Origin of the sequence: Thioclava sp. F28-4 (genome assembly GCF_002020045.1) — a bacterium.
Classification (GTDB): Bacteria; Pseudomonadota; Alphaproteobacteria; order Rhodobacterales; family Rhodobacteraceae; genus Thioclava; species Thioclava sediminum.
Genome location: NZ_MPZQ01000006.1, coordinates 15,753 through 36,678, shown reverse-complemented (window position 1 = coordinate 36,678; position 20,926 = coordinate 15,753). Strand labels below are relative to the sequence as shown.

At 59.9% G+C, this 20,926-nt stretch carries 20 protein-coding genes and 1 pseudogene; 12 read left to right on the top strand and 9 right to left on the bottom strand.

Annotation, left to right across the window (positions count from 1 at the left end; genetic code table 11):
- Both BMI87_RS13565 and BMI87_RS13560 read right to left on the bottom strand, forming a co-directional pair.
- Positions 1–768, bottom strand: a complete 768-nt coding sequence (locus BMI87_RS13565; RefSeq protein ID WP_078522160.1) for an enoyl-CoA hydratase/isomerase family protein — start codon at positions 766–768, stop codon at positions 1–3.
- On the bottom strand, positions 765–2,336 hold the full coding sequence (locus BMI87_RS13560; protein ID WP_078522159.1) for an acyl CoA:acetate/3-ketoacid CoA transferase: 1,572 nt from the start codon (positions 2,334–2,336) through the stop codon (positions 765–767). The genes BMI87_RS13565 and BMI87_RS13560 overlap by 4 nt, the downstream gene beginning before the upstream one ends.
- A gap of 854 nt (positions 2,337–3,190) precedes the next feature.
- Between BMI87_RS13560 and BMI87_RS13555 the strand changes: the two genes are divergently transcribed.
- From BMI87_RS13555 to BMI87_RS13540, 4 genes and pseudogenes are all read left to right on the top strand, one after another.
- Positions 3,191–4,639: a DUF6538 domain-containing protein gene (locus tag BMI87_RS13555; RefSeq protein ID WP_078522158.1), complete on the top strand. Its 1,449-nt coding sequence runs from the start codon at positions 3,191–3,193 to the stop codon at positions 4,637–4,639.
- Between the two features lie 172 nt (positions 4,640–4,811).
- Positions 4,812–6,027 (top strand): annotated as a pseudogene (locus BMI87_RS13550) (IS256 family transposase).
- Between the two features lie 109 nt (positions 6,028–6,136).
- On the top strand, positions 6,137–7,225 hold the full coding sequence (locus BMI87_RS13545; RefSeq protein WP_078522157.1) for a hypothetical protein: 1,089 nt from the start codon (positions 6,137–6,139) through the stop codon (positions 7,223–7,225).
- 180 nt (positions 7,226–7,405) lie between these two features.
- Positions 7,406–7,876: a hypothetical protein gene (locus tag BMI87_RS13540; RefSeq protein WP_246832702.1), complete on the top strand. Its 471-nt coding sequence runs from the start codon at positions 7,406–7,408 to the stop codon at positions 7,874–7,876.
- Between the two features lie 306 nt (positions 7,877–8,182).
- Here BMI87_RS13540 and BMI87_RS13535 read toward each other — a convergent pair whose 3' ends face one another.
- The 4 genes from BMI87_RS13535 to BMI87_RS13520 all read right to left on the bottom strand — a co-directional run bounded on the left by BMI87_RS13535 (position 8,183) and on the right by BMI87_RS13520 (position 11,020).
- Positions 8,183–9,061 carry a hypothetical protein gene (locus tag BMI87_RS13535; RefSeq protein ID WP_078522156.1) on the bottom strand — a complete coding sequence of 293 codons (879 nt, stop codon included), beginning with the start codon at positions 9,059–9,061 and terminating at the stop codon, positions 8,183–8,185.
- 221 nt (positions 9,062–9,282) lie between these two features.
- Complete coding sequence (locus BMI87_RS13530) at positions 9,283–10,056, bottom strand: ImmA/IrrE family metallo-endopeptidase (protein WP_078522155.1); 774 nt, start codon at positions 10,054–10,056, stop codon at positions 9,283–9,285.
- Positions 10,056–10,466, bottom strand: a complete 411-nt coding sequence (locus tag BMI87_RS13525) for a hypothetical protein (RefSeq protein WP_078522154.1) — start codon at positions 10,464–10,466, stop codon at positions 10,056–10,058. The genes BMI87_RS13530 and BMI87_RS13525 overlap by 1 nt, the downstream gene beginning before the upstream one ends.
- Complete coding sequence (locus tag BMI87_RS13520) at positions 10,463–11,020, bottom strand: hypothetical protein (RefSeq protein WP_078522153.1); 558 nt, start codon at positions 11,018–11,020, stop codon at positions 10,463–10,465. Before BMI87_RS13520 ends, BMI87_RS13525 begins: the two co-directional genes overlap by 4 nt.
- Before the next feature lie 320 nt (positions 11,021–11,340).
- Between BMI87_RS13520 and BMI87_RS13515 the strand changes: the two genes are divergently transcribed.
- The 8 genes from BMI87_RS13515 (at position 11,341) to BMI87_RS22145 (ending at position 16,081) form a co-directional block, all read left to right on the top strand.
- Entirely contained in the window at positions 11,341–11,880 is a 540-nt protein-coding gene (locus tag BMI87_RS13515; RefSeq protein WP_078522152.1) for a multiubiquitin domain-containing protein, read from the top strand.
- Complete coding sequence (locus BMI87_RS13510) at positions 11,877–12,257, top strand: E2/UBC family protein (protein WP_078522151.1); 381 nt, start codon at positions 11,877–11,879, stop codon at positions 12,255–12,257. The genes BMI87_RS13515 and BMI87_RS13510 overlap by 4 nt, the downstream gene beginning before the upstream one ends.
- Positions 12,254–13,663 carry a ThiF family adenylyltransferase gene (locus BMI87_RS13505; protein ID WP_078522150.1) on the top strand — a complete coding sequence of 470 codons (1,410 nt, stop codon included), beginning with the start codon at positions 12,254–12,256 and terminating at the stop codon, positions 13,661–13,663. The genes BMI87_RS13510 and BMI87_RS13505 overlap by 4 nt, the downstream gene beginning before the upstream one ends.
- A 5-nt stretch (positions 13,664–13,668) precedes the next feature.
- The gene (locus BMI87_RS22795) at positions 13,669–14,028 is read left to right on the top strand and encodes a DUF6527 family protein (protein WP_371326887.1); all 360 of its coding nucleotides are present in this window, start codon (positions 13,669–13,671) and stop codon (positions 14,026–14,028) included.
- Positions 14,029–14,169: 141 nt separating this feature from the next.
- Positions 14,170–14,436: a helix-turn-helix domain-containing protein gene (locus BMI87_RS22790; RefSeq protein ID WP_246832701.1), complete on the top strand. Its 267-nt coding sequence runs from the start codon at positions 14,170–14,172 to the stop codon at positions 14,434–14,436.
- Positions 14,384–14,797 carry a hypothetical protein gene (locus BMI87_RS22785; protein WP_246832700.1) on the top strand — a complete coding sequence of 138 codons (414 nt, stop codon included), beginning with the start codon at positions 14,384–14,386 and terminating at the stop codon, positions 14,795–14,797. Before BMI87_RS22790 ends, BMI87_RS22785 begins: the two co-directional genes overlap by 53 nt.
- A gap of 546 nt (positions 14,798–15,343) precedes the next feature.
- Positions 15,344–15,691 (top strand): helix-turn-helix domain-containing protein, encoded by a 348-nt coding sequence (locus BMI87_RS13485; RefSeq protein WP_078522148.1) that lies wholly within the window; start codon positions 15,344–15,346, stop codon positions 15,689–15,691.
- Positions 15,692–15,886: 195 nt separating this feature from the next.
- Positions 15,887–16,081, top strand: coding sequence for a hypothetical protein (locus tag BMI87_RS22145; protein ID WP_146681614.1), 195 nt, complete (start codon positions 15,887–15,889; stop codon positions 16,079–16,081).
- A 673-nt stretch (positions 16,082–16,754) separates the two neighbouring features.
- Here BMI87_RS22145 and BMI87_RS13480 read toward each other — a convergent pair.
- The 3 genes from BMI87_RS13480 to BMI87_RS22140 form a co-directional block, all read right to left on the bottom strand.
- Positions 16,755–18,299, bottom strand: a complete 1,545-nt coding sequence (locus BMI87_RS13480) for a hypothetical protein (protein WP_146681613.1) — start codon at positions 18,297–18,299, stop codon at positions 16,755–16,757.
- On the bottom strand, positions 18,296–20,221 hold the full coding sequence (locus BMI87_RS13475) for a hypothetical protein (protein WP_146681612.1): 1,926 nt from the start codon (positions 20,219–20,221) through the stop codon (positions 18,296–18,298). Before BMI87_RS13475 ends, BMI87_RS13480 begins: the two co-directional genes overlap by 4 nt.
- 118 nt (positions 20,222–20,339) lie before the next feature.
- Positions 20,340–20,891, bottom strand: coding sequence for a hypothetical protein (locus BMI87_RS22140; RefSeq protein ID WP_146681611.1), 552 nt, complete (start codon positions 20,889–20,891; stop codon positions 20,340–20,342).
- Positions 20,892–20,926: the final 35 nt, after the last annotated feature.

Here is a 20,926-nt window from a genome sequence, read left to right as displayed (position 1 = left end):
TCAAAGTCCCGAAAAATTAGGTTTGCGTTTCTCGCGGAAAGCCGTGACCCCTTCGGCGCGATCTTCGCTGGCCGAAATGGCGGCACTTCCGAGCGCCTCAGCCATGGCGCCGCGATCTTCACCCGCAGCGACATGGATCATCGATTTCGTGATTTCGACGGCGCGGGGCGACAGCCCGAGCGCACGGTCGATCAGGGTCTGCGCTGCCGCGCGCGGATCGTCGGAGACGGCGGCCACGAAGCCGACCGCCAAAGCCCGCTCGGCTTTCACCCGGTGACCGAAAAGCGCCATCTCCTTCACCATCGGTTCGGGCAGCAGACGCATCAGCCGCTGCGTGCCCGACCAACCGGGAACGATCCCGACGCCAGCTTCCGGGAGGGCAAGGCTGGCGCCGGGTGCCATGACCCGAAGGTCGCAGGCTGCGGCAAGTTCGAGACCGCCCCCGAAGGCGTGCCCGTTCAGCGCCGCAATCGTCGGCTTCGAGAGGCGCGCCAGCCGGTCGAAGATCCGGTGCCCGTCGCGGACCCAATGCCGCGCGAACTGGGCGGGGCTCAGATCGCCCCAACCGTTGATATCCGCCCCGGTGCAGAAGGCCCGGTCGCCCTCGGCGGTCACTAGCACGCAGCGAATCTCGACGTCTCGTTCGATCCGATCGAGATGCGCCTCGAGCGCACGCAGCATCTCCACTGTCAGGGCGTTCATCTTCGCCGGGTTGTCGAGACGCAGCTCTGCGACCGCGCCGTCGATGATCAGGTGTATATCGCTCATGGCGTCCACCCCATCGGGGCATCGGCGAGAAGCTTCGTGGACATGGTGACGGCGTTCTCCGCCACACGCACCCGCCCCTCGGAGGCGCCGACGATATCCCGCTCGGGATCGATCCCCGGCATGATTTCGGTCGCGATAAGCCCCTTGTCATCGAGCCGCATCACGCAGCGCTCGGTGATATAGAGCACTTCCTGCCCCTGCTCGCGGGCACGCGCGCCGGAGAAAGTCACATGCTCGACCTGGTCGACCATCTTGGTGAACTTGCCGGGCGCACGGACGCGGATGCCGGTCGCGTCCATCTCCATCTGCGCCCCGGCCTCGAACCAGCCCGAGAAGACGATCTTGCGCGCATGGGCGGTGATGTCGACGAAGCCGCCGCAGCCAGCGGTCAGGTAAGGTTTCTTGCCGAGCTTGGAGACATTCACGTTCCCCTCGACGTCGACTTCGAGGAAGGACAGGAAGGACATGTCGAACCCGGCGCCCTGGAAATAGATGAATTGCTGCGGCGAGGGCACGTAGCCATCGGCGTTCGACGCACAGCCGAAGGCAAAGCCGGTCAGGGGCATGCCGCCCACCGCGCCTTGTTCGATCGCCCAGGTGACCGCATCGGGATGGCCTTCCTCGAGCAGGATGCGCGGCACCATCGCCGAAATCCCAAAGCCGAGATTGGCCGTCATGCCTCCGCGCAACTCCATCGCCGCGCGCCGTGCGATCACCTTCTCGATCCCGTGCTCGGCCAGTTCGAAGCTCGACCACGGACGCATTACCTGACCCGAGATCGCCGGATCGTAGGGCGTCTCGCAGGTCTGCTTCTGATCCTCGTCCACGACGACGTAATCCACGAGGTGCCCCGGCACGCGGACGTCATGCGGACGCAGCGAACCCGCCGCAGTAACGCGCTCCACCTGCGCGATCACCAGCCCGCCATTGTTGCGCACCGCAATCGCCTGCTCGAGCCCGCCGAGATAGGCGCCCTCGTGCTCGTAGGTCAGATTGCCGCGCTCATCGGCGGTGGTCGCGCGCAGAATGCAGACATCGGGATAGATATTCGGGAAATGGAGCCAGGTGTCGCCGTCGAATTCCACGCGGCGCACGATGGGGGCGCCTGCTGCGCGATCGTTCATCGCACAGCCCTCGCGCTCGGGATCGACGAAGGTCTTCAAGCCGACCTTGGTCATCACCCCCGGACGCCGCGCAGCCGCTTCGCGATGCATGTCGAACAGGATGCCAGACGGCACGTTATAGGCAGTAACCCGATCCTCGACGACCATCTTCCAGATTTCCGGCATCGGCAGGTTCGACGAACCCGACGGATAGGATCCGGCCAGAACCGTGCTGAGCAGACCATCCTTGGCGATGTGATCGATGCCCTTCACACCGTACATGTCCCCCGCGGCGATCGGATGGATCATGGTCAGGTTCTGCGGATGTTGCTCCTGATCGAAGCGCTCGCCGATCGCCTTGAGCACGGAATCGGGGCAGCCCAATGCCGAAGACGAGGACACCGTGATGATAGCGCCATCCTCGATTTTCCCCACTGCTTCCGATGCACTGACGATGGTGCCCATAGTTCGCTTCTCCCAATCCAAATTGCCGACCCCAGACAAGATTTCAGTCGACACGCCCCCAAAAGACTCAGCAAATAGGAACGTTCCAAATATTTATAGGAACGTTCCAAATTTGTGTCAAACGTTTTTAACTGAGCAAATTCATTCGATAGGACATGGAAACGAGGCGATCGCGCAAAGAGGCCCCTTCTTGCCGTATAGAGAAGATCGACGCCCTGCGCAGAGCCTTGACGATGAGGAATAACTGTCAACGGCGGGGTAAAATCCTGCCATTGGGCGGCGCAAAAACCGGCAACTTCGGGGAAAGGGCGCGACGCGCACTATAAGACAGCGACCGGTCAACCGCGCTCCCCAGGTAGCGGGCAGTTGACTGGCCGCCTTGGCCCGTGAAGGCCAAGCCTTCATCGGCTGGATCAGGCGGCGTCGGTGGACTTGCCTGCGCGGCTTTAGGCGAGCCGGTAATCGCGCTGAAGAGATGGCGAGCTAATGCTCAACTGGGCGCGCCACCAAATCCTTTCCGCATTTGCTCCACTGAACCGGAACCGGTGCGCCCGAATCTTATCGTTACGCCTCAGGGTCGAGTCTCACGAACGATATTCATAACCCGCCTCATGAAATTCACATGCGGGACAGTTTTTGAGGCAAAAACAGGCCCAAAACAGAGAAAAGCTCGGAAAACCGAAGTTTTCCGAGCTTTTCGCTTGGTTTATGGTGCCCAGGAGAGGCACACCTGCGGAAGTCATAAGATTTCCGCAGTGGACCGTATGCACCCATTTTTACTGTGGAAATCGTTGCTCCCCCTGAGGGGAAGGCAAGTATAAAGCAAGCCCGTGTGGGGCAGTTTGTGGGGCAGAATGATCACGAGCGAAAACACCTGCATCGCCGGCATCGAACGGCGCGGACGAGTCTACTACATGCGGTTTCGCGTTCCCGCGCGCTTCGCTGAGGTTGAGACACGGCGAGAGATCAATGTGACATTGGGCACGCGAGACTATGACGAGGCCAAGGCGCGCTTTGCTCTCAAGAAACGAGCGATCTTCAAGCAATGGGAGGCGCGACTTTCTCGGAACGGTCCTTGCATGACACCTGACGCATACGATGCCGCCATGTCGCTCCTCGAGGATCTTGGCCTTTCCTACAAATCGATGGATGAGATCCTTGCAGGTCCGGTCAACGACCTTCTGGTTCGCATTGAGAAAGCCGCGACCCAAGGCCTGTCTTCGGCCTCTCTTCCCGCGGCCTTGGGTGCAATGGAATTTCCCAGAACGCTCCTGTCGGAAATGCCGCCGATAATCGAAGAGCTGAAGAGCGCCGACATCGCAGCAAAGAACCCACGCCAGTTGCGAGCTTGGAGGAACAAATACCTGCAAGCGGCATCGTCCTTTGCGGAGATCGTCTCCGACAAACCGGTGCTGGATCTGACTGAGCCCGACGCAGTTGCCTACCGAAGGCACTGGAAAGAACGCCGTGATCAGGGCGACGTCACGACCGCATACGCAAACAAAAAGTTACGCTTCGTTCGCCAACTCGTTGATGCGTATCACGAGCGCTTCGACGTACCTCCGAGCCAAAGAAGCAATCCGTTTGAAGGCTTCTCGATCGAAAAACTCGCCGGAGAGACATCCGAGGAAAGCAGAAAGCTGGCGTTCCCGGTCCCTTGGATCCAACAACACCTGATCGAACAGAAGGGTCTTGAAGGACTAAATGCGGAGGCAAGAGACATTTCGACGATCTCCGCAGAATGTGGAAGTCGGCAAGCCGAGATCTTTGATCTTCCACCGGGAGACATTTTCTTGGAGCACGCTATCCCCCATATAAAGCTTCGTGTTGTTGATGATCCAGAGTTCAAGAGACAGCTCAAAAATGGCGCGTCCATTCGTCCAGTCGTTTTGCTCGGGGCCGCCTTGGACGCCATGAGGCGTCATCCGAAAGGCTTCGCTCGTTACCGTGGCAAAGATGCCTATTCAGGAGCGGTAAATTCCTATTTTCGTGAAAACGAGTTGTTCCCACCCATTCCTGAGGGTGAGAGCGGTAGATATACAATCAGCTGCACCCGCCACACATTCGAAGACAGGATGCGATTTGCCAAAATGACGAACGAGGAGCGCGCATACCTGATGGGGCATTCAGTCGGTCGCGTTCGTGGACGCCCAGTCTATGGATCAGGCCCAGACCTTCAGATGCGCGCGCTATATCAAGAAATGGTTTCTTTTCCGACGAAGACCTGGGAACCGCGCCCAATAAAGGTCCTACGACACGAGATTGATAGGCTGGCTTCCGATCTCGGCTTCCGAGTGGAGTAGAAACTACGAGCTGACACTCTGGTTGGACCCGATGCAACTTTTCTGAGCTGCCGAAGTCTGCTCGCACAACGCCCCTTCCCCAGATTTCGGCACGCATCCCGGAAACTGGGGAGAGTGTCGGACCTTTTGTGTATGAGTGATCCGGTCCATGCTTCATCGAAAGGAAGCATGCATGACGATCTCCAAGGAACTTCTGGACGAACTGCTGAAGGGCGTTGAGCGCCCCGAGGACCTGCTCGGCGACGCCGGGCTGATGAAAGAGCTCAGGATCAAGCTCATGGAACGGATGCTGGGCGCCGAGCTGACAGCGCACCTCGGTTACGAGGAGGGCAAGGAAGCCTCGCCCGGTCAGAGCAACCGCCGGAATGGCGCCTCGACCAAGGTGCTGAAGGGACAGGACGGGGAGATGCCGTTGGCGGTGCCCCGCGACCGTGACAGCAGCTTCGAGCCCGAGCTGGTGAAGAAGGGCCAGACCCGGATCGACTGGATGGACGACAAGATCATCGGGCTCTACGCCGCCGGGCTGACGGTGCGGGATATCCAGGCCCATCTGCTCGACCTCTATGGTCTGAAGGTCTCGCCCGACCTGATCAGCCGCGTCACCGACGCCGTCCTGGACGAGGTCCGGGACTGGCAGAGCCGGGCGCTGGAGCGGATGTATCCGATCGTGATCTTCGACGCCCTACGGGTGAAGATCCGCGATGCCGACAGCCGGACGGTGAAGAACAAGGCCGTCTATGTCGCCCTCGGCGTCAGCCGCGATGCCCTGCGCGAGGTCCTGGGCCTGTGGATCGCCGAGAACGAGGGCGCCAAGTTCTGGCTCTCGGTGATGAACGAGCTGAAGAACCGGGGCACGCAGGACATCCTGATCGCGGTCGTCGACGGGCTGAAGGGCTTCCCAGAGGCCATCACCGCCGCCTTCCCGGAGGCCATGGTCCAGACCTGCATCGTGCATCTGGTGCGTCACAGCCTGAACTTCTGCTCCTGGAAGGACCGCAAAGGCCGTGGCCGCCGATCTGCGCCGGATCTACGGGGCCACAACCGCCGATCTGGCCGCTGCCGAGCTCGACGATTTCGAGGAGAAATGGGCCGGGAAATACGCCTCGATCGCCCCGGCCTGGCGCCGGGCCTGGCAGGAGGTGATCCCGTTCTTTGGCTTCGATCCGGCGATCCGCAAGATCATTTACACGACGAACGCCATAGAAAGCCTGAACCGTGTGATCCGCAAATCCATAAAGACGCGCGGCTCATTCCCGACGGACGAGGCAGCGACCAAGCTGATTTATCTCGCCATTCGCAACTTCGAGAAGGATGGCCGAAACGTCAGGGAATGGTTTGCAGCCCGTAACCAGTTCGCCATAATGTTCGGCGAGCGCTTCGACGCTTGAGTATCCCAAACCGCATGGGCCGGGACAGATACACAGAGTTCACGACACTCCCAAACTGGGACATGGTCTGGACAGTTTCGGCAAGAATGTTTGAAGCAAGGACGATCAAGTGTCGGAAGACCCGCAGACAACCACGCCGACAGACCTCTCGGCTTCAGCCAGGAACTACGCTCGCGAGGAAGATGCTCGCGCAATCGGATCGAACGTCCTCGGGCTGATCAATATCTTCGGTCAGCACATGAACCTCGAGACCCTGGATGGCGTGACACTGGCCTACGACTATGGGGAAGCCCTGAGAGAACTGGATCGCGGAGTCGAGACGTCCTCTGAGCTGTCGTTCAGCAAGGAGTGGGGCATCGGGGTCGCCATGACACCCGCCGTCCTGCGCGATGGGGTCCTGAAATCGCATATCCTGTTCAATGCCGCGATTCTGGAGGGCCTTATGGACGAGCCCGACAGCGAGGCCTGCCGGGAGGCCGTTCATATCATTGCCCACGAATGCGCGCATGTCGAAATCAACGCCATCAAGGATCGGCAATTTCCGGGCGTTATCCTCCGTTACAGGGCGGACACATGGTATGAAGGGCTCCGCCTGGAGGTCATCGAGGCCTCATGGGATGAGTATGCCGCCTGTCGTATCTCTGCAGGCTTCGGCAATGACCCGTCCGAAAACTATCAGGGCGTCTTCCTGAACATCCTTGGCGAAGCAGGACCGAACGTGCGGGAGGCGATCCTGAAGTGTCGGCACGATGCCGATTACGACGCGCTCATGATCGAAGCGCAGCGAAACATCGGTAACCTCGTGAAGTATGCTTCCTACGTGCTGGGCACCGCCGACGGGCTCGATCAGGATATTGAAACGGACCTTCGAGAGATATCGGAGGCCCTCGAGGGGCACTGGTTTGCCCCGTTCTTCCTGCGTCTGCGCGACGCCCATCGTGTTCTCTGGGAGCGCTATGGGCAGTGGGAAAGCCTGACGGAGTTCGAGACGATCGCCGATATCTGGCTCGAAATGCTCGCAGACCGCGGAGTGGAGGTCACTCCTCAGGAGGACGGCAGGATGTATGTGAACATCACCTTCCGTGCGGATACCAGTTCTATTCAAGCCATGATGTGGGGGATCCGGCAGGCAGCCAAGGGGAGCCAGAGTTGGAAGCTGCCAACCGATCGGGATGACAAGGGTTCCGAGCCGTCCTGAGCAAGCCCTCGGCAAGACAGGAGCCCGCAGATTTCACGACGGCCGTTGCCTCTTCCTATTTGAACTGGGTAGAACGCCCGTCTTTTCTCTTCTTACCGATCGCGCTGAATGACAAATCCACCACCGCCACAGAGCATTTACTGGGACCCTTTCTTCGTCGCTGGCCAGGAAATTTCCCTGGTGCATCTCGATCCGTTCGAGTTCCTCTGTCCTACGCCGGACGGCAACAACCGGCGTGTGCGGGTGGTCTACAAATCACACGTGTTCACCAGGGCGCATGTGGAGGGAGACCCTCTGGATGAGATGTGCTTCGATCAGCGGATCTTCTGCCCGGACCGCTACGCCGACAGTCACAACCTTCAGCCGATCCTGGCGGGGCTGCCAGGGGCGCGGGTATTCCAGACCTGGGAGAAGCGTAACTACGTCTTCCTCGCGGTCGAGACACCACAGAGAGACGACCGGTATCACCTCTTCTTCGAGGTCAAGAAGATCAACAGGAAGCGCGACAAGCACATCGAACTCCGCGTCGAGAGCGCCTATCGCAGGGAGGATTCACCCTACGCCTCTCCCAACAGGCCGAATGCTGTCCGGTTCGCCATGCTGATCCAGAACGTGTTCCTGGGACGGCCGCTGGTCTTCGCCAACCGCTGAGACCTCTCTAAAAGGGTGCCTGAAAAGTTAGAGGGCTGCCCGAAGGCAGCCCTGGGATCCGACTTACCACTTGCCATCCGCTCGCGCGAAAACCGTGAAGGTGGGTGGGCGCTGTTTCAGCCGGTCTGTCGCCCTGCCATTCACATATAGTGTGAAAGCAAAGAAATCAACAAAGAACCGTGCTGTGACAGTCTGCGCAACGTCCCCTCCTCCGAGTTGGCAGCTGCGAACATCCGGCACGATCGCCCCCTGACGGCCCCACCTCATGCGGACAACTCCCCGTCATGTGGTGGGACTTGCAGGCGCTTATCCGGCCCGGACTACTTCGGGAAAGCCCGGCCAGCACTTCAGGTCCGAAATCCATCGTCCTGTCGAGAGACACTCGGGGAACCACTCCACGAGCCGGGGCAGCGAGACCACCCGGTGCTTTCGCAGAATGTCGAGGCCTTGAGACATAACTTGGTCGACCGGCCCCCGGAACGAGCCCTCTTCGAAATACCACTCCTGCTTGACGAATTTCACATCGCGGTCTGGATCGTCCCGCACGGGGGCACGCCCCTCCTGGATTTTCCAGAGCGGGCAGTAGTCGCGGGAGAACAAGACCTTCGCGCCATCTGCTTTCGTCCAGAATCCGTATGGCATCCAGAAGCGCAGCGGCACGAAGAGGCGCCCGGCGCGATGTGCGGGGGCTTCCCGGGATACGCAGGTCATGATGCTGTGATCGATCATGACGCGCGTGAGCCCCTCCGGCCCCTCGCCACGCTCGACAAGCAAGGCGCGCGCATTGTCATAGCCGGGGGCTTTCACGCGGCACGGAGTTCCGACGTCCTGCCGCCCGCGAGCCGGATAGTCTACGGCGAACAGAGCCTCTCGGACAGCGAGCGTGGTTTCCGGGTCCGGATTGCCGCCGAAGAACCTGGTTCGGGTCAGGGCATCAAGGATGTCGCCGCTCCGAAGACCGCTGGCCTGATGAATCCGGGAGACGATGTCGACCTGGGTGACGACAGACGCCTCCGCCGGGTGGTGCATCTTGGCCTGGAGGGCTTGTAGGTGATGCAGGTCACGATGGCCGCTCGCCTGGGCAAGGGCGGTCTGGCACGCGCTCAGGGAGCTTGAGCCCGGCAGCTTCGAGAGAGCCTGGGCTGCACGCTTGAAGGCGTGCGGGTCGGGAGAATGGATAGTCAAGGTGATGATCCTTCAACAGATGCCGTATTGGGTGCCCACTGAGCCGACGGCAATGCGTCGAAGGTCGTTCATTCTGCAGTACGCACGCATGCTTCTCCACTGTGGGCGGAACGGATCACCAGAGCCGTGCCATTGATATGGGCACAGCGGCTTCCCGCGACAAGCCATCGGCTGCATCTTTCGCATTCTGAATTTCTGCGGCGTGTTGGCAGCTGCCAACGTCAGTCCGCAAGCATGCGCTCATCCTGCACGACCAGCAGCGTCAGCACCTCATCGTCATAGATGCGCGCGGTCTGTTCCTTGATCGGTATCTCGTCCGCCCATGGCTTGTCGAACCAGGCGTCCGCTCCGCTCGCGCGCAGCATCCTGTCGTCTGGCCCTCCTCCGAACAGGACGTCGAACGCGAGACTGTCTTTGTCCAGGTGGTCCATGGGGAACCATCGCTGGTCCACCTTCGGGGAGCGCGTGAACCACTTCCGCCCCTTCGGATTGTGACAGACAAGGAGACTCGGCTGCGTATTGCGCTCGACCAGCCTGATCGCTGCAGCCGTCAAGCTCATGTCGAAGTCTTCGGCCATCGCCTTGATGGTTCCCATGTCGAACCGGTTGTTATAGCCGCGGAGGCTCTCCCGGATCAGGAACTCGGGCATCAAGAGCTGCGCGGCGAAGCGGTCGGCAGCACGCTCTGGAAGTTTCCCGATCGTGCTGCCCGTCTCGATATCGTCGGACTGGCACATCAGAGTCTGACCTCGATGGCACTGCCAGTGACCGATCTCGTGTGCCAGCGAGAAGCGCCTTCGACGAGGGTTCCCATCCGGCTTCAGGGAGATCTTCGCACGGTTCCCCGCACCAATGATCCGGGCCTCGCACCCGTGCAGATGACGGTATTGGACACGCGCGTTCTGCGTCCAGGCGATGGCCTCCAAGTCGATCTGGTCGGGACGAGAGACGCCAAATTCCCTTAGCAACTCCTCTGGATCACGGATGGTGCGCATCACTCATCGTCATCCCAATCGTCACCCGTGAGCTCCTGCAGGTCCTCAAGGACCCCCTCCAGATCGCCGTGATGCTCCTTCTCGAAGTTGCGGGCGGCCATCGTCAGGTCAGGATTGCCGGCCACGATCGCGGCGATCTGCGCGCGAAGCTCGTCCTGGGACTTTTGCTGCTCTTTCCGCTTCTGGCGTTCATGATGCAGGTCGACCGCCTTGCGAGCGTCCTGCAGGCGCCGCTGCCCACCCTCTGCGAGCGCGGATGCGAAGAGGTCGTCCATTTCCTTGTCGAACGCGTCGATATCGACGCCCTCTTCCCGAAGCTCCGCCTCGATCTCGGCGTCACTCATGGCAAAGACATCCTCCACCATCTCGTCTTCGAGACGGGTCACTCCGGGGTCCTTCTTTTTCGTCATCGGTTATCACCCTGGGCCCGGTAGTTCTCGATTTTTCGATTCATTCTTCTTCGGACCGTTTCATATGAGGTCTTGCTTCCGAAGAGCTCGACCAGTTCTTCCGGCGTGCTGTTGTTGAGCAGACCTTCTACGAGAAGTTGCACTTCCCAATCGTCACCGCACAGTTCGATGGCCTTTGCGTGTTGCTCCTCTCGGAACTCGCGGGCCTCGAGAGCGGCCTCGGTCGATGGTTCTTCACCCCGCCATCCGTCTCGTGCAGATAGCTCTTCACGATTGTCGGCGGCGACCTTTCTGCGCTTCGCGGCATTGGAAGTGATGCTCTGCATCACCTTGTCCAGATGGCGCACGATATCGACGGAACGGTTCCATCGTCTCCTCCCCTCTGCTGTGCTTGCGATAGCCTCATGCAGCAGACCTTTATGTTCGCCCGTGAACCAGGCGCGCCTTCTGGCCGCCGCCTCAAGCCTTCGTTTCTGTTCGGGTGACAGGATTCGAATTGCCTCGGTGGCGTCTTCTGGGGTGTAGAACTTGTCTACTTCTTTGTCATCTTTCATGAGCCGCTCGATTGCCTGTCACTCGAATATGCTCTCGAGAAGACGCCCATCGGACACCTTCTTGAAAATTTTTTCCGATGGCTTCGTTTTTCGGGAGCGCCGCCGGAGAGCACACCATAGCAAGTTGTGCTCGAAATTTCATCAACAATATCTGGTAGAAAGCACGAGCTCGACGCGCCGCCGTAAAACCGGTGTCGGGAAGCGCGAAACTTTTTTGCGAATTTTCTGGTGGCAGTGTCCGATGGGCTGCTTCTCGGGAGCATAGGGGGCACAAGGCGCCTACTGTGGGCGTCGAGCAGACAAGAAAAGGATTTGCTGCCATGTCTACCGAACCGATCGAAATCGAAGATCTCCAAGCCGCCCTGAAGGCCGGCCGTAAGCCCCGCGACCACGGACCCTACAAGGTCAAAGTCGGCGACCACGACCTGAAGTTCACTGACGCCGTCATCGACGATCCGACGCCCACCGGCCGCCAGATCATCGAGGGGGCCGGCTTCCGCAAGGCCGAGGAACACCTCGTGTTCCAGGTGCTGCGCAACGGTGAACTCGAGGAACTGCGCCTCGAGGAAACCACGGACCTGCGCCCCGGCCAGGTCGAGCGCTTCCTGGTCTTCCCGAGCGCGGAATCCTTCCGCTTCGACATCGATGGCAAGCGCCTCGAATGGGGCCACAAGGTCATCAGCGGGCGCGTGCTCAAGAAGCTGGCCGGGGTCGATCCCGCCAAGTTCGCCGTCTGGCAGGTGATCCCCGGCAAGGATGACATCCTGGTCGGCGACACCGATCTGATCTGCCTCGCGGATGCGGGCCTGGAGCACTTCTTCACCGGCGTGCCCCAGACCACGGAAGGGGGTGCGGCATGAGCCTCCTCCCCCGTCAGGATCGCCACTACCTCGAGGGTCGCGGCATCACCGTTCGCGAGGTCATCGAAGGCGGAAAGAAGGGCGTGATCCTCACCGGGATCACGCTGCCGGAAGGCAAGTATCAGGTCGCCCAGGCGGATATCCTGATCCTGCTGCCGCCCTCGTACCCCGAAGTCGCCCCCGACATGTTCTACGCCGTGCCGCATCTGAAGCTCCTTGCCGGCCAGCGTGAGCCCCGCTGCACGCAGGCACGCCAGGCCTTCGATGGCCAGAACTGGCAGCGCTGGTCTCGCCACAACAACCAGTGGCGTCCCGGCACCGACGGCATCTGGACCATGCTGAAGCGGGTCGAAGAGGCCCTGGAGGTGGCGGCATGAAGCGCAACGACATCACCCTCCACGCGCGTCACCGCGACAAGCTGCAGGCGCTGCTCGCGCACCCCCGTGGGCACGAGGGCGCCGCCTACATGCTGCTCGGCAAAAGCGAGATCGCGCAGGACCCCTGGGACCTCGAGCCGCGGACCCGTTACACCTCCTACGAGGTCATCGCGATCCCGCAGGAGGACCGCGTCGATGCCAGCGACAAGCATGTCACCTGGAACACCAACTCTTTCGCCCAGCTCTGTCGCCGGGCCAAGGAGGAAGGCCTGGTGCCGGCGATCGTTCATAGTCACCCGGGAGGCTTCGACGGTTTCTCGGACCAGGACGATCGCAACGAGCGCGACCTCTTCACCATGGCTCGGAACCGTAACGGCGAGGGGACACGCCTGGTGAGCGTCGTGCAGGTCGGTGACGGCCTCTACCGGGCACGGGTCTGGGAAGACGACATGACACCCCTGCCCTGTCATCGCGTGACCGTCATCGGCACTCGGCTCGAGATCCAGTCGACCGACGTGCCGACCCCGACGGAAACTTTGGCCCGACAGGCACTGGCCTTCGGGCCGGAGGTCAACGGCCTCCTGAAACAGCTCTCCGTCGCCGTGGTCGGCTGCGGGGGCACCGGTAGCCCGGTGATCCAACTCCTCGCTCGCCTCGGCGTGGGGCGCATCGTGGTCATCGACGATGACGTGGTCGAACATTCCAACCTGAACCGCCTGTACGGGGCGACCCGGAAAGATGCCGACCACGCGGTGCCCAAGGTCGACGTCATGGCGCGCGAGGTGACGATGATGGGCCTCGACGTCGAGATCCGGTCGATGAACGGCTGGGTGGATGCGCCGCACATCCGTGACGCGCTGAAATCCTGCGACGTCATCTTCGGATGCACGGACGATCACGCCGGTCGCCTCTACTTGAACCGCGTGGCGCATTTCTACCTGATTCCGGTCATCGATGTCGGGCTGGTCCTGATGCCCCGTGACGATGGAGAGCCCGGCCTCCTCGAGATGGCCGCGAGGGTCAGCGTGCTGTTCCCCACGTCGGCGTGCCACGGCTGCCGCGGCACAGTCGATCGCGTCAGGGCCCGAGAGGAGGATCTCCAGCGATCGGACCCCGCCGAATATGAACGGCAAAAGACCGAGGCCTACGTCCGCGGCGGGGGCAATCCGGCACCGGCCGTGGGAACCTTCACCTCCGAGGCGGCCACCATGGCAGTAAACGAACTTCTTGCCGGTCTCGTCGACTTCCGTGGCGGTGGTGGATGGATATGGCAACGCTATCGCAAGCTCGACAAGGGCTTCGAACGTTCGCAGGCGGCGCAGCCGCGGCCGGACTGCCCGGTCTGTGGCAGCGAGGAATACTGGGGCCTCGGCGACGTCGTCCCTTTCCTGGATCGTATCGGGTGAGTGGCATGATGATCGACATTCTGCGGAAGAGCTTCGAGCTCTTCCGTCTCATTCCGCGAAGTGACCTGGTCGCCAGGGTAACACCCACACACCCGACGCCGGATCAAATCGTGTCTGGGGAGATGACCATCGTGCGTGATGGCGTCGACAAATGGGCCTGCTTCCACTGCCCCGGCGGATGTGGTGAGACCATCAAGTTGTCCCTCAGCAAGAACCGGAGGCCCAGGTGGACAGCCATTTCAGACTGGCTGAGGCGCCCGACCATCTCGCCGTCGGTCCGCCAGACGAACGAATGCCGGTGTCACTTCTGGATCCGGCGGGGGCGGATTGACTGGTGCAAGGACAGCGGCCCAGGGTCGGGATGACCGTAGATCATTCGGGTTGCGTTCGGGGACGCCCATGAACCGGCGTGCCATGCTGTTCCTTTCAGCAATATCGGGTGATTTGATGGAGACGATGGAACGAGTGCCGAGTCTATCGCGAACCAGTGCAAGTATATCCGCAAGATGTTCTCTCTAACCCAGGAGAACCTTGCGGACGCCTCCGGGTTGACGGTCCGCACGATCCAGAAGGTGGAAAGCGAACGGCACGTGCCTGAGGTGCAGACCTTGCGAAGCCTTGCGCGCGGCCTCGGGTTCGACATCACGGTCTTCTCCAAGCCGACACCCGAGCAGGAGAAGCGCCAGCAGAAAGAAGTGGAGCGCGCCCTAAAAAAAGACAGTGCTCGCGCCCACGTCCCCCATCAGGAAGCCCAACGACTTCTATTCCCGTAATCGCGAATGGCACGGACTCCTGATTAACGCCGGCGCGGTGAAGGCCTGCGATGCCCTCGAACTGACTGCCGCGATTTCGGACTGGATGACCGACCTGGACGGGATCTGGGATATGAGCAGCGCCGGCCAGAGGCTCAAGTATTCGACCGCCATCTCCGCGCTGTGCCTCGAGCTGGAGGGCCTCGGATATCTCACGCACTTCGGTCACTTCCGACAGCCGCATATGCACGACAAGGGGATGATCCTGGACATCGGAATAATCACCTTTCTTCCGAAGGCCGGCCACGACGCTGATCGCTACGGCATCGTCACGCTGGAGGACCCGTGGGAGGTTCCGGAACAGGATCGCCCCAAGCTGTGATTTGTTCGCAACAGGGACCCCCTGCCTGGTCACACCATCATCTGCACGTCTGTCGCAGGCTTGGCCGTATCGGCCGGGACTCTACTTTTTGGAGCTGACCGTCATTAGATGATAGGCGAGTTGGCCGTCGCCCCATCGGGCCGCGAAGGCCTCGCTCGTCGAGAACCAGCCGCCATCGCCGCCTTGATCGTGGTTGCCCCCATACAGGAACACTGGCACTCATGGCCGATGGTGTTCACGCAGACCGGAGCGCAGATCTCCTGCTCCGGGTAGGGTTGGATTGATCTGATCAGATTCCCGGAAACTCAGAATTCCGGCGGTCCAACGTTGGGGAGCAGAGCACGAACCTGCGGCCTCTCGTTATTAACGAGGGAGCCAAAGGAGGCAGGTCAAAACAAAGAGTGCAGATCACGTTACCCCACAAAAACACTATACACTTTAGTGTCTTCGTGGGGTAACATTAATCTTTATCGGAACGAATGAACCGTGGTTTCTTGACCACTCGCTGGCTCACTAAGGCTTTAATGGTCGCGAAGAGGTAACACGATGGCGCAAAAGCTCCTGGTGCCGCTGGCGGTGAAGCGGGAAATGCAGAGGATCGGCGATCGCATCCGCGCGGCGCGACTTGCGCGAAACCTCCCGATGCAGCTGGTGGCCGAGCGCGCGATGACCACCCGCCAGACAGTTGGCCGGATCGAGGCCGGCGATCCCAAAGTTTCCTTCGGCACGGTTCTCGCCGTACTCAATGGCCTTGGCATACTGGAGTCAGTTTCCGGCATTGCGAGCGCCAAAGGCGATCCCATCATGGAGGCGAAGACTGTAGAACTGCGCTCGCGCCGCGCTCGCCTCCCAGGCAGTGGACGGCGCAAGGCGTCTTCGGAGGACGGGGCATGACCGCTCGCGTTGAGGTATCTTCGGATTTTGTTGAAGTGTGCGTCCAGCGGGGCCACGACCCTGCATCGACGCCGCCTACCAAATACAGGATAAGTGTTGAGCCTAATGGCACGTCAGAATGCAACGCGAATATTGAACAGTTTCCTTGATATGCTGGACGTTTTCTTGCATCGAGGTGGCAATAGGGGTTGCGAAATGAAGCCGGTCAAAGACTTTTCGTTCGAAAAGCGAGCAGCTGAGAAGTCTGCTGCACGAGCCAAGGATGAGCACGATCTTCGCTCTGGCGTCGTTTCTGTTGCGGAATTAGCTCGCTTAAACGGCGGTGGTCGTAAGAAGATCAAACTGATCGGGCCCTCAGCGCGCATGCAGAAGCTGGCCTCTTTCTATTGATCCCCGGCCGTTACCAACGAGCCAAGGGAGTTGGCAACCGGCCCTCCTCCCGATTATTCACTTCCTAAACTATATTCTCGCCGCCGAGCAGTAGCAGTTCAGGTCAACTCGAGTTGCGGTGACGTCGTGGCAGCTCGTTGCACCACAGCCAACATCTTTCGCTCCAGAAAACATGCACCAAAGCCGCGGAAATTCGCTTCGGGATTTCCGTGTTTCCGAGGATGAACCGATCTACTCGAGACAACTTCTGGAGCACGGAGGCCTCGTGAAGCCGTCATCTTATCGTCTTGAGAAAGCATTCCAATTTCTGATTGAAGCTGTCGCCACCCGTTCTGACGGTGAGCGCTTCCTGCCTGTCGTTCTTCACCTTGAAAAGCAAATCAGAGATCTCGAGAGTCAGGAGTCAGACTTGACCCGGATCAAGAGGCTCGCGAGTGAAAGGCGTGCCCCGAGAGATCACCGGGCGGAAGGTCACTGAAATTGATAAATCTGCGGAGAGGGTAAGAACGATGTTTCGCCGCACCCGGCGGCGGTGCCTATGCGGGCGACAATTTGCCTTCCTTTGCCGCTCCGCACTTTCTTAGGCATCATCAAAAATGGTGCTTCCGCGATCCCGATACAGCGGGCCAACTGAACGACACCATTACCGCTGCGATCGCTACGAGAGAACACGTCATCTCGGCTTTTTCTCCCCGTATTCGTCAAGGGCGGCCATGAGATCGTGGCGGCCTTCGGAAAGCCTGTCCGCCAACCTCATGCTTCGCCGGTTTCGAATTTTGTTCGCGTGGATTTCCGCGACTGTCTCGGCGATATAGTGACGTTTTACGATCTCGGTGCTCGCATGATGCGCTGCTGGCTTCGCGAGTTCGATCCCCTCGACGCCATGCTGGGCGATAGCATCCGAATAAAGCATGACACGAAGTGTGGTGAAGCTGTTGCCCGAGAGCGCCTGGAATACACGCGGGACGTATGTCGCGGCGGCAGGAGAACCATCGGGCAAAACGAAAAGTTGGCGCCTCTCCCGGATCAGTCTTTCCCTTAGGGTGGTTAGCATGACCGGGGATGCGTCGCCGAGGACGAGCGCGTCGATGAAGCGCCCGACCTCCGGGTGGAGCGGAAATTCAAAGACTTCGGGGCGCCGAGCATGGGTCTTTTGAATCTCGGTCCGGATCAGCCATTCTTCGCGCTCCCAGAACAGGGTCTCGCCAAACACGAGCTGAGCCGAGGCGTTACGAAGCGGCGCGTTCGCAAAGACCGCAAGGATTGTCGCTCCGTTGCGCATCTGGTGCCGTTTCCTGGGGTGCTCCTCAGCCGCGACGCCGTCGAGGAGTGCCTCCGCCATATCGAGGACCCGATCGGTAGAATTCCCGGTACGCGCCAGAGCGAAAAACTTGAGGGCGCGCTGACCGGTTTCCCGGACCGCATAATCTCGACAGTAAGCACTGAGATGCCGTGTAATCTCGTTTGGAGCTCCGCTGTATCTGGAAAACAGCAGGAGCGCATCGACAGTGGCGCGCATAGTCGCCCATCGCAGCCCTTGCGGCCGCAGCATGAGCCGTGTCTTCAAGTCCTCGAGATATCCGTCGATTCCTGACAAAGTAAGCTCTGCATCGAGCTCACGCTTCCCTGCCGACCAAGCGTATTGACACAGCTTTTCGCGCATTCTCAACACCATGCTGCGGGCGGGCACCTGCATGCCCGCTTCTTGGCCCGGCAGCCCGTCAGCTGCGCGGCGCAACTCGCTCTGATAGCCCAAAGGGAGACTGTCGGGCCGGACGGAGACATGGCGTCTTTTCGGCGCGCGTTGTTGCGGCGGGGCAATGGGGTCCCACCCCCGCGCTTCGTAGGTCGGTCGAAGCACGCAGACATCGTGTTTCCGCACTCGCGACGGCTGGTAGCCCGTCGTTTTGTCAGACGCATTTTTATCCCGCTTAGCTTTCGAGGATCGGCGCGCCTGACGGATTTCCCCCAGAAACGACGGCTGGCAAACTGCAAAGACTTCTTGGAGATGATCGAGCCAGACCGCACGTTCGGGTTCCGGGCTGTCCCCGAGCCAATTTCGGATATCGCCTGCGGTTGGTGACGAAAGATTATGCGCCATGAGGAACTCGAAGAATCCGTTCGCGGTCTTGATTGAAGGTTCGGACAAGTCCGCAAAACCCGGCAGTTGTGCAAGACGTTTCCAAACGGGGTGCGCAAGTATCTCGTGGATCTTCATGCCTGTGCTGCCGTCACTTGTGGCGAGACCATCATTCTTTGGGCGCGCCGCTCAAACCTTTTTTGCTGCAAGGTCCGGGTCTGCCGATCGCGGTCGATGAACGCATAGTGCTGTCGCAGCGTCTTTTCGGTGTCGCCGGTCAGCGTTTCGAGCTCCGGATAGCACGTCGGATCATGGAAGATCTCGATCGTGCAAATGCCGTGACGGAAGTTGTGGGGCAACAGCGGCAGCCCAATGTGCGTGGAGCACTCGGCAAGCCAGCCGTCGAAGGTCGAGAGCACGAGAGCGCGGGGTTCGGCTTCGAGTGCAGGAAAGACATGATCCGAGAGAGCCGCGCCGCCGAACAGGGGACGGATGCGAGAGAAGTAGAAAGACAGAATGCGATAGCCTTCGGCGCCGAGCCCGTCCCTGTCGAAGACGAAACGCGGCAAGTGTTGGTTGCGAAGTGTCATCGCGTCCCCGTTCTTGAGGAGTTCGTTCGGAATGTGGATTTCCAGACGCGGGCGGGTCTTGTCTACGCGATGATCGTAGAAGGTCTGAGGATGATCTGAGAGCCTTAAGTCAGAAATGACGTTCGATTTGCGAAACGGCGCCCCCTCGAGTTCGATAGCGGCGAATGCGGCACAGACTCCATACATCCTGGCCTGCCGCAGAAGCTTAGCAGCAAGACGCCATTGGTCCGCAGTGAGAGGTTGCGTGGCAGGTGATCGGCTGTAGGCGAGAAGGTCAATGCCTTCAATCTCTGCCAGTTCCAGCGCCGCAAGCGCCTTTTCGGCGTAGGCGAAATGCTGAGTCTCGAATAGCTCCATGGCGACGGGGTCATTCAGAAGGTCCCTGCACCAGACCTCAACTTTAGCTGACATCATTTTGCTGGCCGCTTGGCCTTCAATCAGAACCGGCAGTGTCTTCGTGAGCCGTTCGACCTTGTCTGCCTCCTCCGAAAGACCCTGCGTGGATAGGGTCCGTTTCAGGTTCAACGCGTAGGAGAACAGGGTGCGCGGGGCGAGGCCGCCCGAGGTGCCAGACTTCTTGCATAGACGGATCAGCGTCTTCTCGATCAAGTCAGATCGGAACAAGGCGGTCAGACCGTTGACGCTCGCAAGATCGCAGTCGGCCTGGACCGTCCGCATATAGGTGCGCAAAGACGCAATATAAACGGCCTTGCAACTTTCCGAATATTCCTTGGCAGTTGCGCAGCGCGCTTCTTCGGTGAGCATGTCGTCATGGTAGACGACCGTTGCGTCCCGAACCCAGGTTTTGGCCTCCTCATCCAGAAACGCGGGGAGCTGAGTGTCGAGGCGGAGGACACCGGCGAGAGTGCCAAACTCGTCGTGCGGCAGGAGCGGAAGACAGTTTGGGAACTGCCGAAGGTAGTCCAAGAATGCAGCTGCTTGCTTGATACGGCTCCACTCGTCAGTGTTGAAGCAATCCTCGCGCAGTGAGATGATCCGATCGCGCGTGAGATCGGACATGTCCCAACCTCTGGCACGAGCCAAGTCGACAAGCTTGGGCAGGTTGAAGGTTTGTCTCTCCTTGACCAAGGCAGCGTCGATCAGATCGGGAAGGATCGCCCGCAGCTGCGCGAAACCGTCTTGACGTTCTTGACGTGCACGCCGGGCCTGAAGCTCTCCCGTAAAGGTTTCGACCATCCGCCGCCCGTCGGATTGATATTGCTTGTAGGTCCGCGGCGTAATGCCCCAGTCGAGAAGCCTCGCGTTCAAGCGAGCATCTCCTTTCCGGTATTTTGGGGCGACCTGAAGGTAGATCTCCAAGGACCCCTCGAGCGTTTCGAGATGGCGCTCCAGATATCCGCGCTTGCGGAACAATCGTTCGAAGTGTTTCGCATATTGCCGCTCAGTGCCGCTCTTCAGGGCTTGGCCGAAGTGGAGAATGTCGAGCATCGTTGGGTCGTTGACGGTCAATTTCTTGTCCTCTTGGTGGTGTCGTTATCGGGAAGATTGGCCGTTATCGGGATCGCGATAATAAAAACCGGGGAGTTTACCCGTTCCGAAAACCTGCCGTGGGATGTTATTTCGAGCGTTATCGGGAAATCTCGGCACCAGCTCCAAAGAGAGCTGAAAACACACTCGTTTCCGGAGTTTCAGCCTCTTTGCGTGGCTGCATTGGATCAGGAAACGGGCTCTCCGGACCAGTGGACGTGAATGTGAAAGACGGAGCAGGCGAGCCGATTGCTTGGGCGCGGATCAGCGCAGGAATCCAGCGTCGGAGACGCGGATAAGCTTCACCATCATCTTGTCCGAGTTGTACCCCGTAATCATAGCGCCACTGCCGGTTCCGGAGAGAATTTCGAAGCGTTGACAGGGGAACTCCCGTCATCCGGCTGACCCAAGCGATGTCCGCGAGGGGTTCTCTTAGCTGCGCTTTCGCTACTTCGTCGCTCGGCGCGATGCCGAACAATTGGCGCCAAATGTTGCACTCAGGGTAGAGACCGTGGATCTTATCAATACCGAAACGCTGGGTGATGTCTGTTACGGAATTGCGGCCGACACCGAGATAAAGTCGCAATTCCTGTGTGTTGAACCCGGCGGGTTTCGCCGGAGTAATCGGATCTCGAAAGAGTTCGAACGACATGAGCCATCTCCTTTTTCAGGAGATGGGTCCAGGTC